The 13,853-nt window shown below is 54.5% G+C and carries 14 protein-coding genes, 1 pseudogene and 1 other annotated feature; of the genes and pseudogenes, 11 read left to right on the top strand and 4 right to left on the bottom strand.

Annotated features, from left to right (window positions below):
• Positions 1 to 342: 342 nt before the first annotated feature.
• Positions 343 to 990 carry a serine protease gene (locus tag HZZ01_RS04235; RefSeq protein ID WP_179895628.1) on the top strand — a complete coding sequence of 216 codons (648 nt, stop codon included), beginning with the start codon at positions 343 to 345 and terminating at the stop codon, positions 988 to 990.
• Between the two features lie 12 nt (positions 991 to 1,002).
• Here HZZ01_RS04235 and HZZ01_RS04230 read toward each other — a convergent pair whose 3' ends face one another.
• Both HZZ01_RS04230 and HZZ01_RS04225 read right to left on the bottom strand, forming a co-directional pair.
• Complete coding sequence (locus HZZ01_RS04230; protein WP_179895627.1) at positions 1,003 to 1,623, bottom strand: L-threonylcarbamoyladenylate synthase; 621 nt, start codon at positions 1,621 to 1,623, stop codon at positions 1,003 to 1,005.
• A gap of 12 nt (positions 1,624 to 1,635) precedes the next feature.
• Entirely contained in the window at positions 1,636 to 2,553 is a 918-nt protein-coding gene (locus tag HZZ01_RS04225) for a PHP domain-containing protein (protein ID WP_179895626.1), read from the bottom strand.
• 120 nt (positions 2,554 to 2,673) lie between these two features.
• Positions 2,674 to 2,775, top strand: a sequence feature (Trp leader region).
• A 23-nt stretch (positions 2,776 to 2,798) separates the two neighbouring features.
• Between HZZ01_RS04225 and HZZ01_RS04220 the strand changes: the two genes are divergently transcribed.
• The 6 genes and pseudogenes from HZZ01_RS04220 to HZZ01_RS04190 all read left to right on the top strand — a co-directional run bounded on the left by HZZ01_RS04220 (position 2,799) and on the right by HZZ01_RS04190 (position 9,825).
• Positions 2,799 to 4,364: an anthranilate synthase component 1 gene (locus tag HZZ01_RS04220; RefSeq protein ID WP_179895625.1), complete on the top strand. Its 1,566-nt coding sequence runs from the start codon at positions 2,799 to 2,801 to the stop codon at positions 4,362 to 4,364.
• Positions 4,364 to 5,958: pseudogene (gene trpD / locus HZZ01_RS20935) on the top strand (bifunctional anthranilate synthase glutamate amidotransferase component TrpG/anthranilate phosphoribosyltransferase TrpD). Before HZZ01_RS04220 ends, trpD begins: the two are co-directional and overlap by 1 nt.
• Positions 5,959 to 5,960: 2 nt before the next feature.
• Positions 5,961 to 7,322 carry a bifunctional indole-3-glycerol-phosphate synthase TrpC/phosphoribosylanthranilate isomerase TrpF gene (trpCF, locus tag HZZ01_RS04205; protein ID WP_179895622.1) on the top strand — a complete coding sequence of 454 codons (1,362 nt, stop codon included), beginning with the start codon at positions 5,961 to 5,963 and terminating at the stop codon, positions 7,320 to 7,322.
• 46 nt (positions 7,323 to 7,368) lie between these two features.
• Entirely contained in the window at positions 7,369 to 8,559 is a 1,191-nt protein-coding gene (gene trpB / locus HZZ01_RS04200) for a tryptophan synthase subunit beta (RefSeq protein WP_179895621.1), read from the top strand.
• Entirely contained in the window at positions 8,559 to 9,362 is an 804-nt protein-coding gene (gene trpA / locus HZZ01_RS04195; RefSeq protein ID WP_179895620.1) for a tryptophan synthase subunit alpha, read from the top strand. Before trpB ends, trpA begins: the two co-directional genes overlap by 1 nt.
• 148 nt (positions 9,363 to 9,510) lie before the next feature.
• Positions 9,511 to 9,825, top strand: a complete 315-nt coding sequence (locus tag HZZ01_RS04190) for a BON domain-containing protein (RefSeq protein ID WP_179895619.1) — start codon at positions 9,511 to 9,513, stop codon at positions 9,823 to 9,825.
• A 48-nt stretch (positions 9,826 to 9,873) separates the two neighbouring features.
• Here HZZ01_RS04190 and ompW read toward each other — a convergent pair whose 3' ends face one another.
• A complete protein-coding gene (gene ompW / locus HZZ01_RS04185; protein ID WP_175501398.1) occupies positions 9,874 to 10,509 on the bottom strand; it encodes an outer membrane protein OmpW in 636 nt (211 codons plus the stop codon).
• A 250-nt stretch (positions 10,510 to 10,759) separates the two neighbouring features.
• On the opposite strand from ompW, the gene HZZ01_RS04180 reads away from it, so the two are divergent.
• Genes HZZ01_RS04180 through yciA form a run of 4 tightly spaced genes read left to right on the top strand, consistent with a single transcriptional unit; the run spans position 10,760 to position 13,011 of the window.
• A complete protein-coding gene (locus tag HZZ01_RS04180) occupies positions 10,760 to 11,176 on the top strand; it encodes a YkgJ family cysteine cluster protein (RefSeq protein WP_179895618.1) in 417 nt (138 codons plus the stop codon).
• Between the two features lie 27 nt (positions 11,177 to 11,203).
• Positions 11,204 to 11,938, top strand: coding sequence for a YciC family protein (locus tag HZZ01_RS04175; RefSeq protein ID WP_179895617.1), 735 nt, complete (start codon positions 11,204 to 11,206; stop codon positions 11,936 to 11,938).
• 51 nt (positions 11,939 to 11,989) lie between these two features.
• A complete protein-coding gene (locus tag HZZ01_RS04170) occupies positions 11,990 to 12,529 on the top strand; it encodes a septation protein A (RefSeq protein ID WP_090960546.1) in 540 nt (179 codons plus the stop codon).
• Between the two features lie 59 nt (positions 12,530 to 12,588).
• The gene (yciA, locus tag HZZ01_RS04165; RefSeq protein WP_090960543.1) at positions 12,589 to 13,011 is read left to right on the top strand and encodes an acyl-CoA thioester hydrolase YciA; all 423 of its coding nucleotides are present in this window, start codon (positions 12,589 to 12,591) and stop codon (positions 13,009 to 13,011) included.
• Between the two features lie 36 nt (positions 13,012 to 13,047).
• On the opposite strand, the gene tonB is transcribed toward yciA, so the two are convergent.
• Entirely contained in the window at positions 13,048 to 13,785 is a 738-nt protein-coding gene (tonB, locus tag HZZ01_RS04160) for a TonB system transport protein TonB (RefSeq protein WP_179895616.1), read from the bottom strand.
• Between the last annotated feature and the right edge of the window lie 68 nt (positions 13,786 to 13,853).

Raw genomic sequence — 13,853 nt, 5'->3', positions numbered from 1 at the left:
TGTGAATATGGAAAAGTCAGATTATTCCTAAGGAAGATTTATTTAAAACCTTATTTTACGTAATATTTTATTTTTATTAGATTTAATAAATTGTACGACACTATTAAGCTGGTACACTTTATCTCAGCAACACAATAAAAAAAGCCAAACGCTTGATTAAGCGTTCTTGCGACACCAGAGCCTGACTTTAGTTATTCGTTAATAAAAAGCGTGTTTTAAATTAATCCAATAAACCGGCGCATCCGGAGTTGTTGCGTTAATACGGTTCAATGATGAACCCTGCTTGCATGTCAAAAATCTTCACCAGGGATTTTCCGACATGCCTGAATGAAGAAAACCATCATGAGAAACCTGTTTCTGTGCCCGGTGCTTGCTGCACTGGTCCTGAGCGGGTGCTCTGTGGGCCACACTGAGTACAGTCGAATGGCGATGCAGCACGTGGATATGAGCGTGACTGGCATTCCGACGATACTCGGTCTCGGTACACTGGGCACCAGCATACCTCTGACGCCTGAATATAGTCTCACCGCTGCGCACGTTGCTAAAACTGCGGTGCAGCGCGTGAAGTCTTATCACCCTTATTGCGACCTTGCGATTATTTATCACAAGAATGATGCCCGAACGCTGGCTAAATTCCGCAGCGGTGATATCGGCGATCCCGTTAAAATGTATGGCTACAGTTTTATTTCTGCGATGCCGGTTGAGTCGACCGGCGTTAATTTAGCACGCACAGCGATTCGGAATAACTGGAATAAAAGTCCCTGCATAGCCATGGCCTCAAATGCAGGCGTGGTTCAGGGAATGTCTGGCGGCGGTGTTTATAACCGTGACGATACGCTGAGCGGCGTTATTGTGGGCTATTCTGACTCGATTAAGAATGGTCGTAACAATAAAGTGATCCTGAAAGATGTGTCACTTTATATTCCTTACAGCCAGTTTAAGAACTGGCTAGAGTCGAATCTGGCTCAGACACCAACACGCGGTGCCTGAAGCCAGACCTGGTTACAGGAACGGACGAGTATCGCCCACGCCTTCACGCACGATTTCCGGCGAATCGGTTGTCAGATCGACCACCGTGGTCGGCTGCTGCCCCAGCGTACCGCCGTCGATGATCAAATCGACCAGCTTGCCTATGGTTTGCTGGATTTCTTCCGGGTCGGATTCGGTGAAATCGTTGCCCGGCAGGATTAACGAAGTCGACATCATCGGCTGATTCAGGGCCTCCAGTAACGCCAGCGCCACAGGATTGGAGGGGACACGCAGACCAATGGTCTTACGCTTCTCATTCATCAGGCGGCGCGGTACTTCTTTGGTTGCCTTAAGAATGAAGGTGTAGTTGCCTGGCGTGTTGTTTTTCAGCAGGCGAAAAGCGGAGTTGCCCACCTGCGAATAAACCGACAGCTCGGAGAGATCCCGGCACATCAGGGTGAAATTGTGGTGACCGTCGAGCTGACGGATACGGCAAATGCGCTCCATCGCGCCCTTCTCCTCCAGCCGACAGCCCAGCGCATAGCCGGAATCGGTTGGATAGACGATGACGCTGCCTTTGTTCAGATAGTCGACAGCCTGACTAATCAGGCGCGGCTGGGGGTTGTCCGGATGAATGTGAAACAATTGACTCATAAAAACCTCGTGTCACCTTTCCGTGATTGCCAGGCTGGGCGCCAGATCCGGGAAGCGTTCCCAGACCGGCTCAACCGCCGCGGGCAGCCAGAGTTTGCGGCCCAACTCAATCCACGGGCAGGGTTGATGAAAATCAGAACCTTGTGATGCGGCCAGTTCATTATCTCTGGCATATTGCGCCAGTGTCGTGCGCTCATTCGGTGGCTGCTGACACTGCGCGACTTCCATTGCATCGCCACCCGCTTCGCGGAAATGGGCGACCAGCCGTTTGAGCCACTTCGCCGATAAACCGTAACGGCCAGGATGCGCCAGCACGGCACAACCACCAGAATGATGAATTGCATCAATAGCTTGTTTAATTGTACACCATTGTGGCGGCACGTAGCCGGTTTTGCCACGCGCCAGATAATTTTTGAACACCTGCGCCATGTTCTCCGCCTTGCCCTGCTCAATCAGGAAGCGGGCGAAGTGACCACGGGTAATGATGCCGCCATCCGCGAGTCGCATGGCTCCCGCCAGCGCATCCGGGATGCGCGCCTTCGCGAGTCGCTCACCTATCTCTTCTGCCCGCATCCGACGGCACGCATGTTGTCCGGCCAGAAAGGTCACCATCGCCGGGTGGCGAATATCAATGTTCAGGCCCACGATGTGAATCTCATGGTTCTCCCACAGCGTTGAGATCTCTGCACCTGCCAGCACTTTTATCGGTAAATCCTGGTCGAGTGCCGTTTGCTGCGCTTCCTCTACCCCTGCAACGCTGTCGTGATCGGTGATCGCCAGTACGCCCACGCGCATCTCAACAGCTCGCTGCACCAGGGCTGCTGGCGTCAGTAAGCCATCGGAGGCACGCGTGTGACTGTGTAAATCATAAACCGGGAAACGGGCGATATCGCTCAAGAGAACTCCTGCTGAAACTAAACCGGCCAGCATGATAACGATTTTAACGCGCAGTGAAAAAGGCTATTGACATTTCCGCCCTGAACCCGTTAACTAGTACACAAGTTCACACGTAACGGGTATTCCATCATGGCTGTTGTAATCACGCATTTAAACGGTTGGCGCGATGCTCCTGAAAACGGGCGACTGGGTCGTGCACACTTTGCGTAAACGCTGTGCTAATACCTGAGCCCGCCACCGAGCGGGCTTTTTTTTGAGCGAAATTCAGAGAAATCATCATGCCAAATGCGAAACCTACAGTGAAGTTGATTACCGGCAATGCGCCCTATCGCGAAGATCCGGCCGCAGTGTTTCATCAGCTGTGCGGCGCACGTCCGGCAACCCTGCTGCTCGAATCTGCTGACATCGACAGCAAGCGCAATTTAAAAAGTCTGCTGATTGTCGACAGTGCGCTGCGAATCAGCGCCATGGGTAATACGGTTACCATTCAGGCGCTGTCCGAAAATGGCCGCGCTGTCCTGCCGCTGCTGGATGAGGCTCTGCCTGCCTCCGTCAGCAATCAGGTTCGTCCCGACGGGCGTGAGCTGACTTTCCCGCAGACCACCGATCATCAGCAGGACGAAGATTCCCGCCTTAAGGCACTGTCGGTGTTTGATGCACTGCGTCTGATTCCACAGCTGGTTAACTCCTCTGCTGACGAGCGCGAAGCCGTGCTGCTTGGTGGGCTGTTTGCTTACGATCTGGTCGCAGGCTTTGAAACCCTGCCGGATCTGGATAATCAGCAACGCTGCCCCGACTACTGCTTTTACCTTGCAGAGACATTACTGGTGATCGACCACCAGACCCGCAGTGCGCGTTTGCAGGCCAGCCTTTTCTGCCCGTCCACCAGCGAGTTCCAGCGCCTGCAGCGCCGGATTGAGCAGTTGCATGGACAGATGCTTCAGCCATCACCGGCTCTGCCTGTTCAGACGGTTGAACAGATGACGCTGAACACCAGCCAGAGCGATGAAGAGTATTGCGACGTGGTTCGCACCATGCAGCAGGCGATTCGCATCGGAGAAATTTTCCAGGTCGTGCCATCACGCCGCTTCTCACTGCCGTGTCCGTCACCGCTGGCCGCCTACGACACGCTGAAAAACAGCAACCCAAGCCCCTACATGTTCTTCATGCAGGATCAGGATTTCTCGCTATTTGGCGCATCGCCGGAAAGCTCGCTGAAGTATGACGCGACTTCACGTCAGATTGAGATCTACCCGATTGCCGGTACCCGCCCACGTGGTCGCCATGCGGATGGCTCGCTGGACCGCGATCTCGACAGTCGCATTGAGCTGGAGATGCGCACTGACCATAAAGAGCTGGCTGAACATCTTATGCTGGTCGATCTTGCACGTAACGATCTGGCGCGTATCTGTGTGCCCGGCAGCCGTTATGTAGCTGACCTGACGAAAGTCGATCGCTACTCGTTTGTGATGCATCTGGTTTCCCGCGTAGTGGGCACGCTGCGCGCCGACCTCGATGTGCTGCATGCGTATCGCGCCTGTATGAACATGGGCACCCTAAGCGGCGCACCAAAAGTTCGCGCCATGCAGCTGATTGCCGGTGCTGAACGCACCCGTCGCGGCAGTTACGGTGGTGCGGTGGGTTACTTCACCGCCCAGGGCGATCTTGATACCTGTATCGTTATTCGTTCGGCCTATGTCGAAGATGGCGTCGCCACCGTTCAGGCCGGCGCGGGGGTGGTGCTGGATTCTATTCCGCAGGCTGAAGCGGATGAAAGCCGCAATAAAGCCCGCGCTGTGCTGCGCGCTATCGCCACTGCCCATCATTGCAAGGAGATCTTCTGATGGCCGATATTCTGCTGCTCGATAACATCGACTCTTTTACCTACAACCTGGTTGATCAGCTGCGGACCTTTGGTCACAACGTGGTGATTTATCGCAATAACCTGCCCGCTGAACTTCTTATTGAACAACTGCAGCGGATGGAAAATCCGGTGCTGATGCTCTCTCCCGGCCCCGGCGCGCCAAAAGATGCCGGTTGTATGCCGGAGCTGCTTCAGGTGCTGCGCGGACGTCTGCCCATTATTGGCATCTGTCTGGGACATCAGGCGATTGTCGAAGCCTATGGCGGCCATGTAGGTCAGGCAGGGGAGATCCTGCACGGCAAAGCCTCATCTATCGTCCATGACGGCGAGGCGATGTTTGACGGCCTGAGCAATCCGCTGCCGGTGGCGCGCTATCACTCGCTGGTGGGCAGCAATACGCCGGACGCGCTGACGGTCAACGCCAGTTATAACGGGATGGTGATGGCCGTTCGCCATGAAACCGATCGCGTCTGCGGGTTTCAATTCCATCCTGAATCGATTTTGACTTCTCAGGGCGCGCGCCTGCTTGAGCAGACGCTGGCCTGGGCGCTGGCGAAGTAACAGGGAGAATAACGATGCAACAGACACTGGAAAAACTTTACCAGGCGCAGACGCTGAATCAGGCAGAGAGTCATCAGCTGTTCAGCGCCATTATTACCGGACAGCTGGAGCCAACGCAGCTCGCTGCTGCGCTGGTCGCGATGAAAGTACGCGGTGAGACGCCGGAAGAGATCGCTGGAGCCGCTACGGCGCTGCTGGAAGATGCTAAACCGTTTTCCCGCCCTGATTACGCTTTTGCCGACATCGTAGGCACCGGCGGAGATGGCAGTAACAGTATTAATATCTCAACAGCCAGCGCCTTTGTAGCCGCGACCTGCGGTCTGAAAGTGGCGAAGCACGGCAACCGCAGCGTCTCCAGTAAATCGGGTTCGTCGGATCTGCTGGCCGCTTTTGGTATTAATCTGGATATGCCCGCTGACCGTGCGCGTCAGGCGCTGGACGATCTTAACGTCTGCTTCCTGTTTGCGCCGCAGTATCACACTGGCTTTCGCCACGCGATGCCGGTTCGCCAGCAGCTGAAGACCCGCACGCTGTTTAATGTGTTAGGTCCGCTGATCAACCCGGCGCGTCCGCCACTGGCGGTGATTGGCGTCTACAGCCCGGAGCTGGTGATGCCGATTGCGCAGACACTGAAAGTGCTGGGTTATCAGCGTGCAGCGGTCGTTCACGGTGGCGGCATGGATGAAGTGGCGCTGCACGATGTGACCCATGTGGCTGAGCTGCGTGAAGGTGAAATTACCCGCTATCAACTCTCGCCAGAAGACTTTGGTTTTGGCTTCCATCCTAAAGAGGCGCTGGCGGGCGGCACGCCGGAAGAAAATCGTGACATTCTGACGGCTTTACTCCAGGGTAATGGCCAGCAGGCCCATGAGGAAGCGGTCGCCGTCAACGTGGCGATGTTGCTTAAAGTATTCGGTCAGGAAGATCTGCGTGAAAACGCACAGCAGGCGCTTAACGCTATCCGCAGCGGACAGGCTTATGAGCGTGTAGTCGCACTGGCAGCAAGAGGATAATCATGAAAGGCACCGTGTTAGAAAAAATTGTTCAGGACAAAGCGATTTGGGTTGAAGCCCGTCAACAGCAGCAGCCTCTCTCCACCTTTCAAAACAGCATTGAACCCGCCAGCCGTCATTTCTACGACGCGCTGCAGGGTGCAAGAACCGCGTTTATCCTGGAGTGTAAAAAGGCGTCCCCCTCCAAAGGTGTGATTCGCGAAGATTTCGACCCAGCCGCCATTGCCGGGGTTTACCGCCATTACGCTTCTGCGGTGTCCGTGCTGACTGATGAGAAGTATTTTCAGGGCGACTTCGCCTTTCTGCCGATTGTCAGCGCTGCCATCACCCAGCCGGTGCTGTGCAAAGATTTTATCATCGACCCTTATCAGATCTATCTGGCTCGTTACTACCAGGCGGATGCGATCCTGCTGATGCTGTCAGTGCTGGATGATGAGCAATATCGTCAGCTGGCTGCCGTGGCGCACAACCTGAAGATGGGCATTCTGACTGAAGTGAGTAATGAAGAGGAGCTGGAGCGGGCTATCGCGCTGCAGGCCAGAGTCGTGGGGATTAACAACCGCGATCTGCGTGACCTTTCTATCGACCTCAATCGTACCCGCCAGCTGGCGCCACGCCTGTCGCACGGCGTCACGGTCATCAGTGAGTCGGGTATTAACAGCTACGCTGACATCCGTGAACTGAGCCACTTTGCCAATGGCTTCCTGATTGGCTCTGCCCTGATGGAAGAAGCTGACCTGACCGGCGCGGTGCGTCGCGTCACACTGGGCAGCAATAAAGTGTGCGGCTTAACCCGTGCTGAAGATGCGCGTGCCGCCTATGAAGCCGGCGCGATCTATGGCGGTCTGATCTTCGCTGAAGGTTCACCGCGCCTGATTGATACCGCCACGGCGCAAACCCTGCTTGACGCCGCGCCGCTGCGCTATGTCGGCGTATTCCGCAACAACTCTGTCAGTGACGTTGTCACGCAAGCAACCGCGCTTTCCCTGTCAGCAGTGCAGTTGCATGGCAATGAGACATCAGAATTCGTAGCCGAACTGCGCGAGGCACTGCCAGCAGAGATTCAAATCTGGAAGGCACTGCGCATTGAAGGTGCCTTACCGGCGCGCGACTGGCCGCATGTTGACCGTTATGTGTTTGATAATGGCGATGGCGGCACCGGACAGCGTTTCGACTGGTCACTGTTACAGGGTCAGAACCTGAACAATGTGCTGCTGGCCGGTGGCCTGAGCGCAGATAACTGTGTTGAAGCCGCCCAGTTAGGATGTGCCGGACTGGACTTCAACTCTGGCGTGGAAAGCGCGCCTGGCATTAAAGATGCCCGTAAAATTGCCGCAGTGTTTCAGACACTGCGTGCGTACTGATTTGACTGGCTTGCTTAACGGCGGGCCCGAGAAAGGAAGATAAAAAATGACGTTACTCAATCCCTACTTTGGCGAATTTGGCGGAATGTATGTTCCGCAGATCCTGATGCCAGCCCTGAGCCAGCTGGAACAGGCGTTTGTCGACGCCCAGAAAGATCCTGAGTTTCAGGCCGAGTTTACCGATCTGCTGAAGAACTATGCGGGTCGTCCTACTGCCCTGACGCTGTGCAAAAACCTGACGAAAGGTACCAAAACTCGTCTTTACCTGAAGCGTGAAGATTTGCTTCACGGTGGCGCGCACAAAACTAACCAGGTGCTGGGTCAGGCACTGCTAGCCAAACGCATGGGCAAAAACGAAATCATTGCCGAAACCGGTGCTGGTCAGCACGGCGTCGCTTCCGCGCTGGCCTGTGCGCTGCTGGGTATGAAATGCCGCATCTATATGGGTGCGAAAGATGTCGAGCGTCAGTCGCCTAACGTTTTCCGTATGCGCCTGATGGGTGCAGAAGTAATCCCGGTTCATAGCGGCTCTGCCACGCTGAAAGATGCCTGTAACGAAGCGTTGCGCGACTGGTCTGGCAGCTACGAGACCTCACACTACATGCTTGGCACCGCAGCGGGTCCGCATCCCTTCCCGACCATTGTGCGTGAATTTCAGCGCATGATCGGCGAAGAGACCAAAAAGCAGATTCTGGAAAGAGAGGGCCGCCTGCCCGATGCGATCCTCGCCTGTGTAGGAGGTGGCTCCAACGCCATCGGGATGTTTGCTGACTTTATCGATGAGCCCAGCGTGAAGCTGATCGGCGTAGAACCGGCAGGTCACGGTATCGAAACCGGCGAGCATGGCGCACCGCTTAAGCACGGCCGCGTCGGCATTTACTTTGGTATGAAATCGCCGATGATGCAGACCCATGATGGCCAGATTGAGGAATCTTACTCAATCTCTGCCGGCCTCGACTTCCCGTCGGTCGGCCCGCAGCATGCGCACCTGAACAGTATTGGTCGTGCGGAATATGTCTCCATTACTGATAACGAAGCGATGGACGCCTTTAAACAGCTGTGTCGCGCTGAAGGTATTATTCCGGCGCTGGAGTCCTCACACGCCCTGGCGCACGCCATGAAGATGATTCATGCTGAGCCGGAAAAAGAGCAGTTGATTGTGGTCAATCTCTCTGGCCGTGGCGACAAAGATATTTTCACCGTTCATGACATTTTGACAGCGCAGGGAGAAATCTGATGGAACGTTACAATCAACTTTTTACCCGTCTGTCAGCGAATAACGAAGGCGCTTTCGTTCCTTTTGTTACGCTGGGCGATCCTTCCCCTGAGCTGTCACTGCGCGTCATTGATGCGCTGGTTGAAGGCGGCGCGGATGCCCTGGAGTTGGGTATTCCCTTCTCCGATCCGCTGGCGGATGGTCCGACTATTCAGAACGCGACGTTGCGCGCCTTTGCTGCGGGAACTAATACCAGCCAGTGTTTTGAAATGCTGGCAACTATCCGCCGTAAATACCCGGACCTGCCGATTGGTTTGCTGATGTATGCCAATCTGGTCTTCACTAACGGCGTGGATGAGTTCTATGCCCGTTGTGCGGAAGCGGGTGTTGATTCAGTACTGGTGGCGGATGTGCCGGTTGAAGAGTCTGCGCCTTTTCGTCAGGCAGCGCTGCGCCATGGCGTAGCGCCTATCTTTATCTGTCCGCCTAACGCCAGTGATGAACTGCTGCGTGAGATTGCGTCGCACGGACGGGGTTACACCTACCTGCTGTCACGCGCGGGCGTTACCGGTGCCGAAAATCGCGCGAGCCTGCCCCTGAAGCATCTGATCGACAAGCTGCGTGAATATCACGCCGCGCCGCCGCTGCAGGGCTTTGGGATCTCAGAACCTGAACAGGTTAAAGAAGCGATCGCTTCCGGTGCCGCAGGCGCTATTTCCGGTTCTGCGATTGTCAGAATCATTGAAAAGCACCATGCAGAACCTGAAGTGATGCTGAGCGAACTGAAGAATTTTGTCAGCCGACTCAAAGCCGCCAGCCGTTAATTCTGCCACCCTGCCTTATCACACGATAAGGCAGGATTTGTTTCCTTTTTTTCATTCCGCTATTTGCCCTTTTTGCAAAATCTGCACCACAATGACAATGCGCCGTTACGGTAACGTCGCATCCATTTTGTGACAGGGAGAGAAAGCAATGAAATTCGTTAAACTGCTGACAGGTGCTGTACTGGCTGGCGTGGTTGCGCTGACACTGAGCGCCTGTGCGCCTACCGCAACCAAAGAGGGAACCGGTGGCTATATTGATGACACTGTGGTGACCACAAAAGTTAAAGGTGAACTGCTGAAAGATGACTCGCTGAAATCAACTGAAATCAACGTAGAAACCTTTAAAGGTAAAGTTCAGCTGAGCGGTTTTGTTTCATCACCACAGATGGCTAATCATGCCGTTCAGGTTACGCGCAGCGTGCCAGGCGTGAAGTCTGTCGTCAACAATATGCAGATCAAATAACGTCTTAACAGACAAAAAAAGGCCGCTGATTCAGCGGCCTTTTTCTCATCAGAAGCGGTAACCCGCACCGAAGAAGAAAACCCAGGGGTCGATACGCATATTGATGTTCTGCTGTTCGCCACCCGCTTTAAACTTCACTTCCGTATCAATATCCATGTACCAGACCGACGCATTCAGCATCCAGTCGCGGTTAATCTGATAATCAAGACCAACCTGACCCGCCACACCCCAGGAATCCTTAACGCTGAGATCGGTCAGGCCCGCATCGCGTCCCGTCTGGTTGAAATCGGCATCGTAAAAGGTGGTGTAGTTTATACCCACGCCAATATAAGGACGCGCTTTGCTCTTGCTGTCAAAGAAGTAGTATTGCGCCATCAGGGTTGGCGGTAACTGGCGCACGGTAGCGAGTGTGCCGGTCGGGCCAAGACCCACTTTATGGCGGAATGGCGTAGCCGCCAGTAACTCGACGCCAATGTTGTCCGTGGCCATATAGGTGAAGGTCAGACCCAGTTGCGTGTCGTTGGATGCGCTGAACTCACCCATCCCCAGTACATTATCGGAACCTTCAGTGGGACGGACAGTAGCACTGCCAGCCCGCATAAAGAAGTCGCCCGCTTCGTGGGCCATTGCCAGCTGGGGCAGAGCCAGAGCCAGCAGCATCGCGCATTTTGCCAGTTTCATCATCACTCCTTTGCTTAATGTAAAAATCGCGAACGTCGTCGCTTTTTTGCTGGCCATTTTTTAACGTGATTTACAGAAAATTGCACTCTGTACGTTTCAGATAAAGTGCTTATAAAACAATGAATTGATCTGGATCAATTTCCGCCCGGGCTTGCGCAGCAAAATTCCCCTTGCTGAATAATTTTGCCCGCTCTATGTTGCTTATCTTCATTGTTGATTTTGGTTCGATGCCCTGGGAGGGGCGGGTGATCAAATGAGTGAAATATCTAACCCTTGTGTCAGCTGTGGCGCCTGCTGCGCCCATTTCCGTGTCTCATTTTACTGGGCTGAAGCCGATGATGCGGGCGGCCTGGTGCCGACCGAATTAACCGAGCCACTCAGCCTGTTAATGCGCAATATGCGTGGCACTAACAGCGCAGCACCCCGTTGCATTGCGCTGCAGGGCGAACCTGGCAGCTGTGTCTCCTGCGGTATTTACGAACAGCGCCCGTCGCCCTGTCGCGAGTTTACGCTATCGGGTGAAGCCGGTATTCATAACGAAGCCTGCGATCGCGCCCGCGCGCGTTACGGTCTTCCTGCCCTTTTTGCACCCTCTTTACCTCATATTACAGAAAGTTATGCCCTGCCGGGTGCCCCGGAGCTGCCAGAACATGTACAATCGCCGGGTTAATTAACCCGGTTCCTCCAAGGAGAGTACATGTCTATCACGGCAAGATCGTTATACCGTGACACAGGAAATTTTGCGCGCCATCAACTCTCTACAGTGCTGTTGATGTCGCTGCTGGCCGCTTTTATCACCGTCATGCTGGTGCATGTGCTGACACCCGGTGCCGATCAGATGGCCATCCTGCAACAGGGCGATGACAGTGCCAGTTCGTTGTTTGAGATGGTGCAGAATATGTCACCGGAACAGCAGCAGGTGTTGCTGCGCGCTTCGGCGGCCAGCACCTTTGCGGCGCTGATGGGGAATACGCTGCTGCTTGGTGGCATGCTCTATCTGATTCCCATGGTCTCTTCCGGCCAGCGTGTCAGTGCGCTACGGGCGATTGGTGCATCTGCTCCGCTGCTGCCAAAGCTGCTACTGCTCACCTTCCTGATGACCTTGGTGGCGCAGCTGGGCTTTATGGTGCTGGTGGTGCCAGGCATTCTCCTGACGATGCTGCTGTCGCTGGCACCGGTGATGGTCGCCAGTGAGAAGATGGGCGTCTTTGCCGCGATGCGCGCCAGCATGCGGATGGCCTGGAAGAATGTGAAGCTGATAGCCCCCGCCATTCTGCTCTGGCTGCTGGCGAAAGTGATAGTGATGCTGTTCTTCTCTTCGCTAACAGTTTTACCGCTGAATGTCTCTTCGGTGATTTTCACGGCGGCTGGCAATGTGGTTTCAGCGATGTTGATTATCTATCTCTATCGGCTCTATATGCTGTTACGTTGATTGACGGTGTGCCTCCGGGCACATTTGCAGCCAACTCTGAATGGAAAAACTATGAAGCAGCTACTCGACTTTCTCCCCCTGGTGGTCTTTTTCATTTTCTACAAGCTGTATGACATTTTTGTCGCCTCGGGCGCACTGATTGTCGCGACCGGCCTGGCGCTGGTTGTCAGCTGGGTGCTCTATCGCAAGCTGGAAAAGATGACGATTTTCACCTTTGTACTGGTGGCCGTCTTTGGCACCCTGACGCTGGTGTTCCACAACGATGAGTTCATTAAGTGGAAAGTCACCGTGATCTACAGCCTGTTTGCCGCCGCCCTGCTCTACAGCCAGTTTTTTATGCAGCAGACGCTGATCCAGCGCATGCTGGGCAAAGAGCTGCAGCTGCCCGACGCAGTCTGGCGCAGGCTCAACGTCGCCTGGGCACTGTTCTTCCTGATCTGCGGCCTGGTCAACATCTATGTTGCTTTTTGGTTATCTCAGGCGTTTTGGGTTAACTTTAAAGTGTTCGGTCTCTCCGGTCTGACCTTACTGTTTACCCTGCTCAGCGGGCTTTACATCTGGCGACAGATGCCGCAGCAGGAACAAAAATAATCATCTGCCCGGCTCGCCGGGCATTTTTTTAGCATTCACCTGCATAAAAAGTGGAAGCAATGGGCGATAAACATAAACTGCCGCAAGGCGAAATGGTGCTGCGTACGCTCGCCATGCCAGCTGATACCAACGCCAATGGCGATATTTTTGGTGGCTGGCTGATGTCACAGATGGATATGGGCGGCGCTATCCTGGCGAAAGAGATTGCTGAAGGACGCGTCGTCACAGTGCGCGTCGACGGCATGTCATTCATGAAGCCGGTTGCAGTGGGTGATGTGGTGAGCTGTCATGCGAGCTGTCTCCGTACCGGCAACAGTTCCATGACGATTAACGTGGAAGTGTGGATCAAAAAAGTGTCGTCTGAGCCGATTGGACAGACCTACTGTGCTACAGAGGCAGTCTTTATCTACGTAGCGGTCGACAATGAGGGTAATTCACGTCCTCTTCCCGCCGGTCGCGCCAATCAGCAACATACCGAATAAGTAACGGGTCAGGCGGTTTCTGCCTGACCCTGTGTTTTACTCAAGGCTGGCACCGCCATTGATCTTAAACACAATATTCATCGTCAGTCCCTGTCCTGGCTGTCCACTCTGGTAGCGCCACTTTTTCATCGCCTGTTTGACGCTACGCTCAAACATATTGCTGGGCTGGGCAGAGAGGATTTGGATGTTATCCACCCGTCCGTCGCTGTCCACATCAAACTTCACCCTTACTCGTCCTTCTATCCTGAGGGCACTGGCACGCTGCGGATAGCCCGGCTTGCTCACGCTCAGCGCTTTCGGGCCCGTTGATGCCGACGCAGTGGATGACGGCGTAGCTTTTGGCGCAACAGCCGGTTTGCTCTGCGTCGCTGGTGCTGCCTGCTTAAACGGGTCGGCCTGTGGTTTACGCTCCTGGCGCGGCTTCACCTCACGTTTTGGCTGCTCCCGCTTGTGCTCAGGTTTCGGTTTTGGCTTAGGTTCAGGTTTGGGAATCGGTACCGGCTCCGCTTTCGGCGGCTCGGGTGCGGGCTGGGGCTCCGGTTCAGGCTGTGGTTCGGGCTGAGGTTCAGGTGGCTGTACAATGGCCGGTGCAGGTTCAGGCTGAACGTCAGGCGCGACCATGGTTACGCTGATAGGCTGCGACGCTTTGGGTACCTCACTCACCTGCTGGAATGACGCATATAAAATTCCGGCAATCACGGCCCCATGCAGAGCAACAGACATCAACATGGAAACAGGCGTGCGTTTAGGTAATGGCATAGTCAGCGTGGTCATAACAGTCGCAGTGATTGAATAGAGCAACGATTTTAAATGCAAATAGCAATCAGTTTCAATAACTCCCG

The sequence above is a fragment of the Pantoea sp. WMus005 genome, from assembly GCF_013415305.1.
Classification (GTDB): domain Bacteria; phylum Pseudomonadota; class Gammaproteobacteria; order Enterobacterales; family Enterobacteriaceae; genus Pantoea; species Pantoea rara.
Note: the sequence above shows the minus strand (reverse complement) of the source record. Positions and strands in the feature narration are given on the sequence as shown.

Excerpts from the sequence above, each read along its gene's own strand:
- HZZ01_RS04190 (WP_179895619.1), top strand. The coding sequence starts at position 9,511 with ATGAAATTCGTTAAACTGCTGACAGGTGCTGTACTGGCTGGCGTGGTT.
- HZZ01_RS04235 (WP_179895628.1), top strand. The coding sequence starts at position 343 with ATGAGAAACCTGTTTCTGTGCCCGGTGCTTGCTGCACTGGTCCTGAGC.
- yciA (WP_090960543.1), top strand. The coding sequence starts at position 12,589 with ATGGGCGATAAACATAAACTGCCGCAAGGCGAAATGGTGCTGCGTACG.
- trpB (WP_179895621.1), top strand. The coding sequence starts at position 7,369 with ATGACGTTACTCAATCCCTACTTTGGCGAATTTGGCGGAATGTATGTT.
- HZZ01_RS04180 (WP_179895618.1), top strand. The coding sequence starts at position 10,760 with ATGAGTGAAATATCTAACCCTTGTGTCAGCTGTGGCGCCTGCTGCGCC.
- HZZ01_RS04220 (WP_179895625.1), top strand. The coding sequence starts at position 2,799 with ATGCCAAATGCGAAACCTACAGTGAAGTTGATTACCGGCAATGCGCCC.
- HZZ01_RS04225 (WP_179895626.1), bottom strand. The coding sequence starts at position 2,553 with ATGCTGGCCGGTTTAGTTTCAGCAGGAGTTCTCTTGAGCGATATCGCC.
- HZZ01_RS04170 (WP_090960546.1), top strand. The coding sequence starts at position 11,990 with ATGAAGCAGCTACTCGACTTTCTCCCCCTGGTGGTCTTTTTCATTTTC.
- HZZ01_RS04230 (WP_179895627.1), bottom strand. The coding sequence starts at position 1,623 with ATGAGTCAATTGTTTCACATTCATCCGGACAACCCCCAGCCGCGCCTG.
- HZZ01_RS04175 (WP_179895617.1), top strand. The coding sequence starts at position 11,204 with ATGTCTATCACGGCAAGATCGTTATACCGTGACACAGGAAATTTTGCG.
- tonB (WP_179895616.1), bottom strand. The coding sequence starts at position 13,785 with ATGACCACGCTGACTATGCCATTACCTAAACGCACGCCTGTTTCCATG.
- trpCF (WP_179895622.1), top strand. The coding sequence starts at position 5,961 with ATGAAAGGCACCGTGTTAGAAAAAATTGTTCAGGACAAAGCGATTTGG.
- trpA (WP_179895620.1), top strand. The coding sequence starts at position 8,559 with ATGGAACGTTACAATCAACTTTTTACCCGTCTGTCAGCGAATAACGAA.
- ompW (WP_175501398.1), bottom strand. The coding sequence starts at position 10,509 with ATGATGAAACTGGCAAAATGCGCGATGCTGCTGGCTCTGGCTCTGCCC.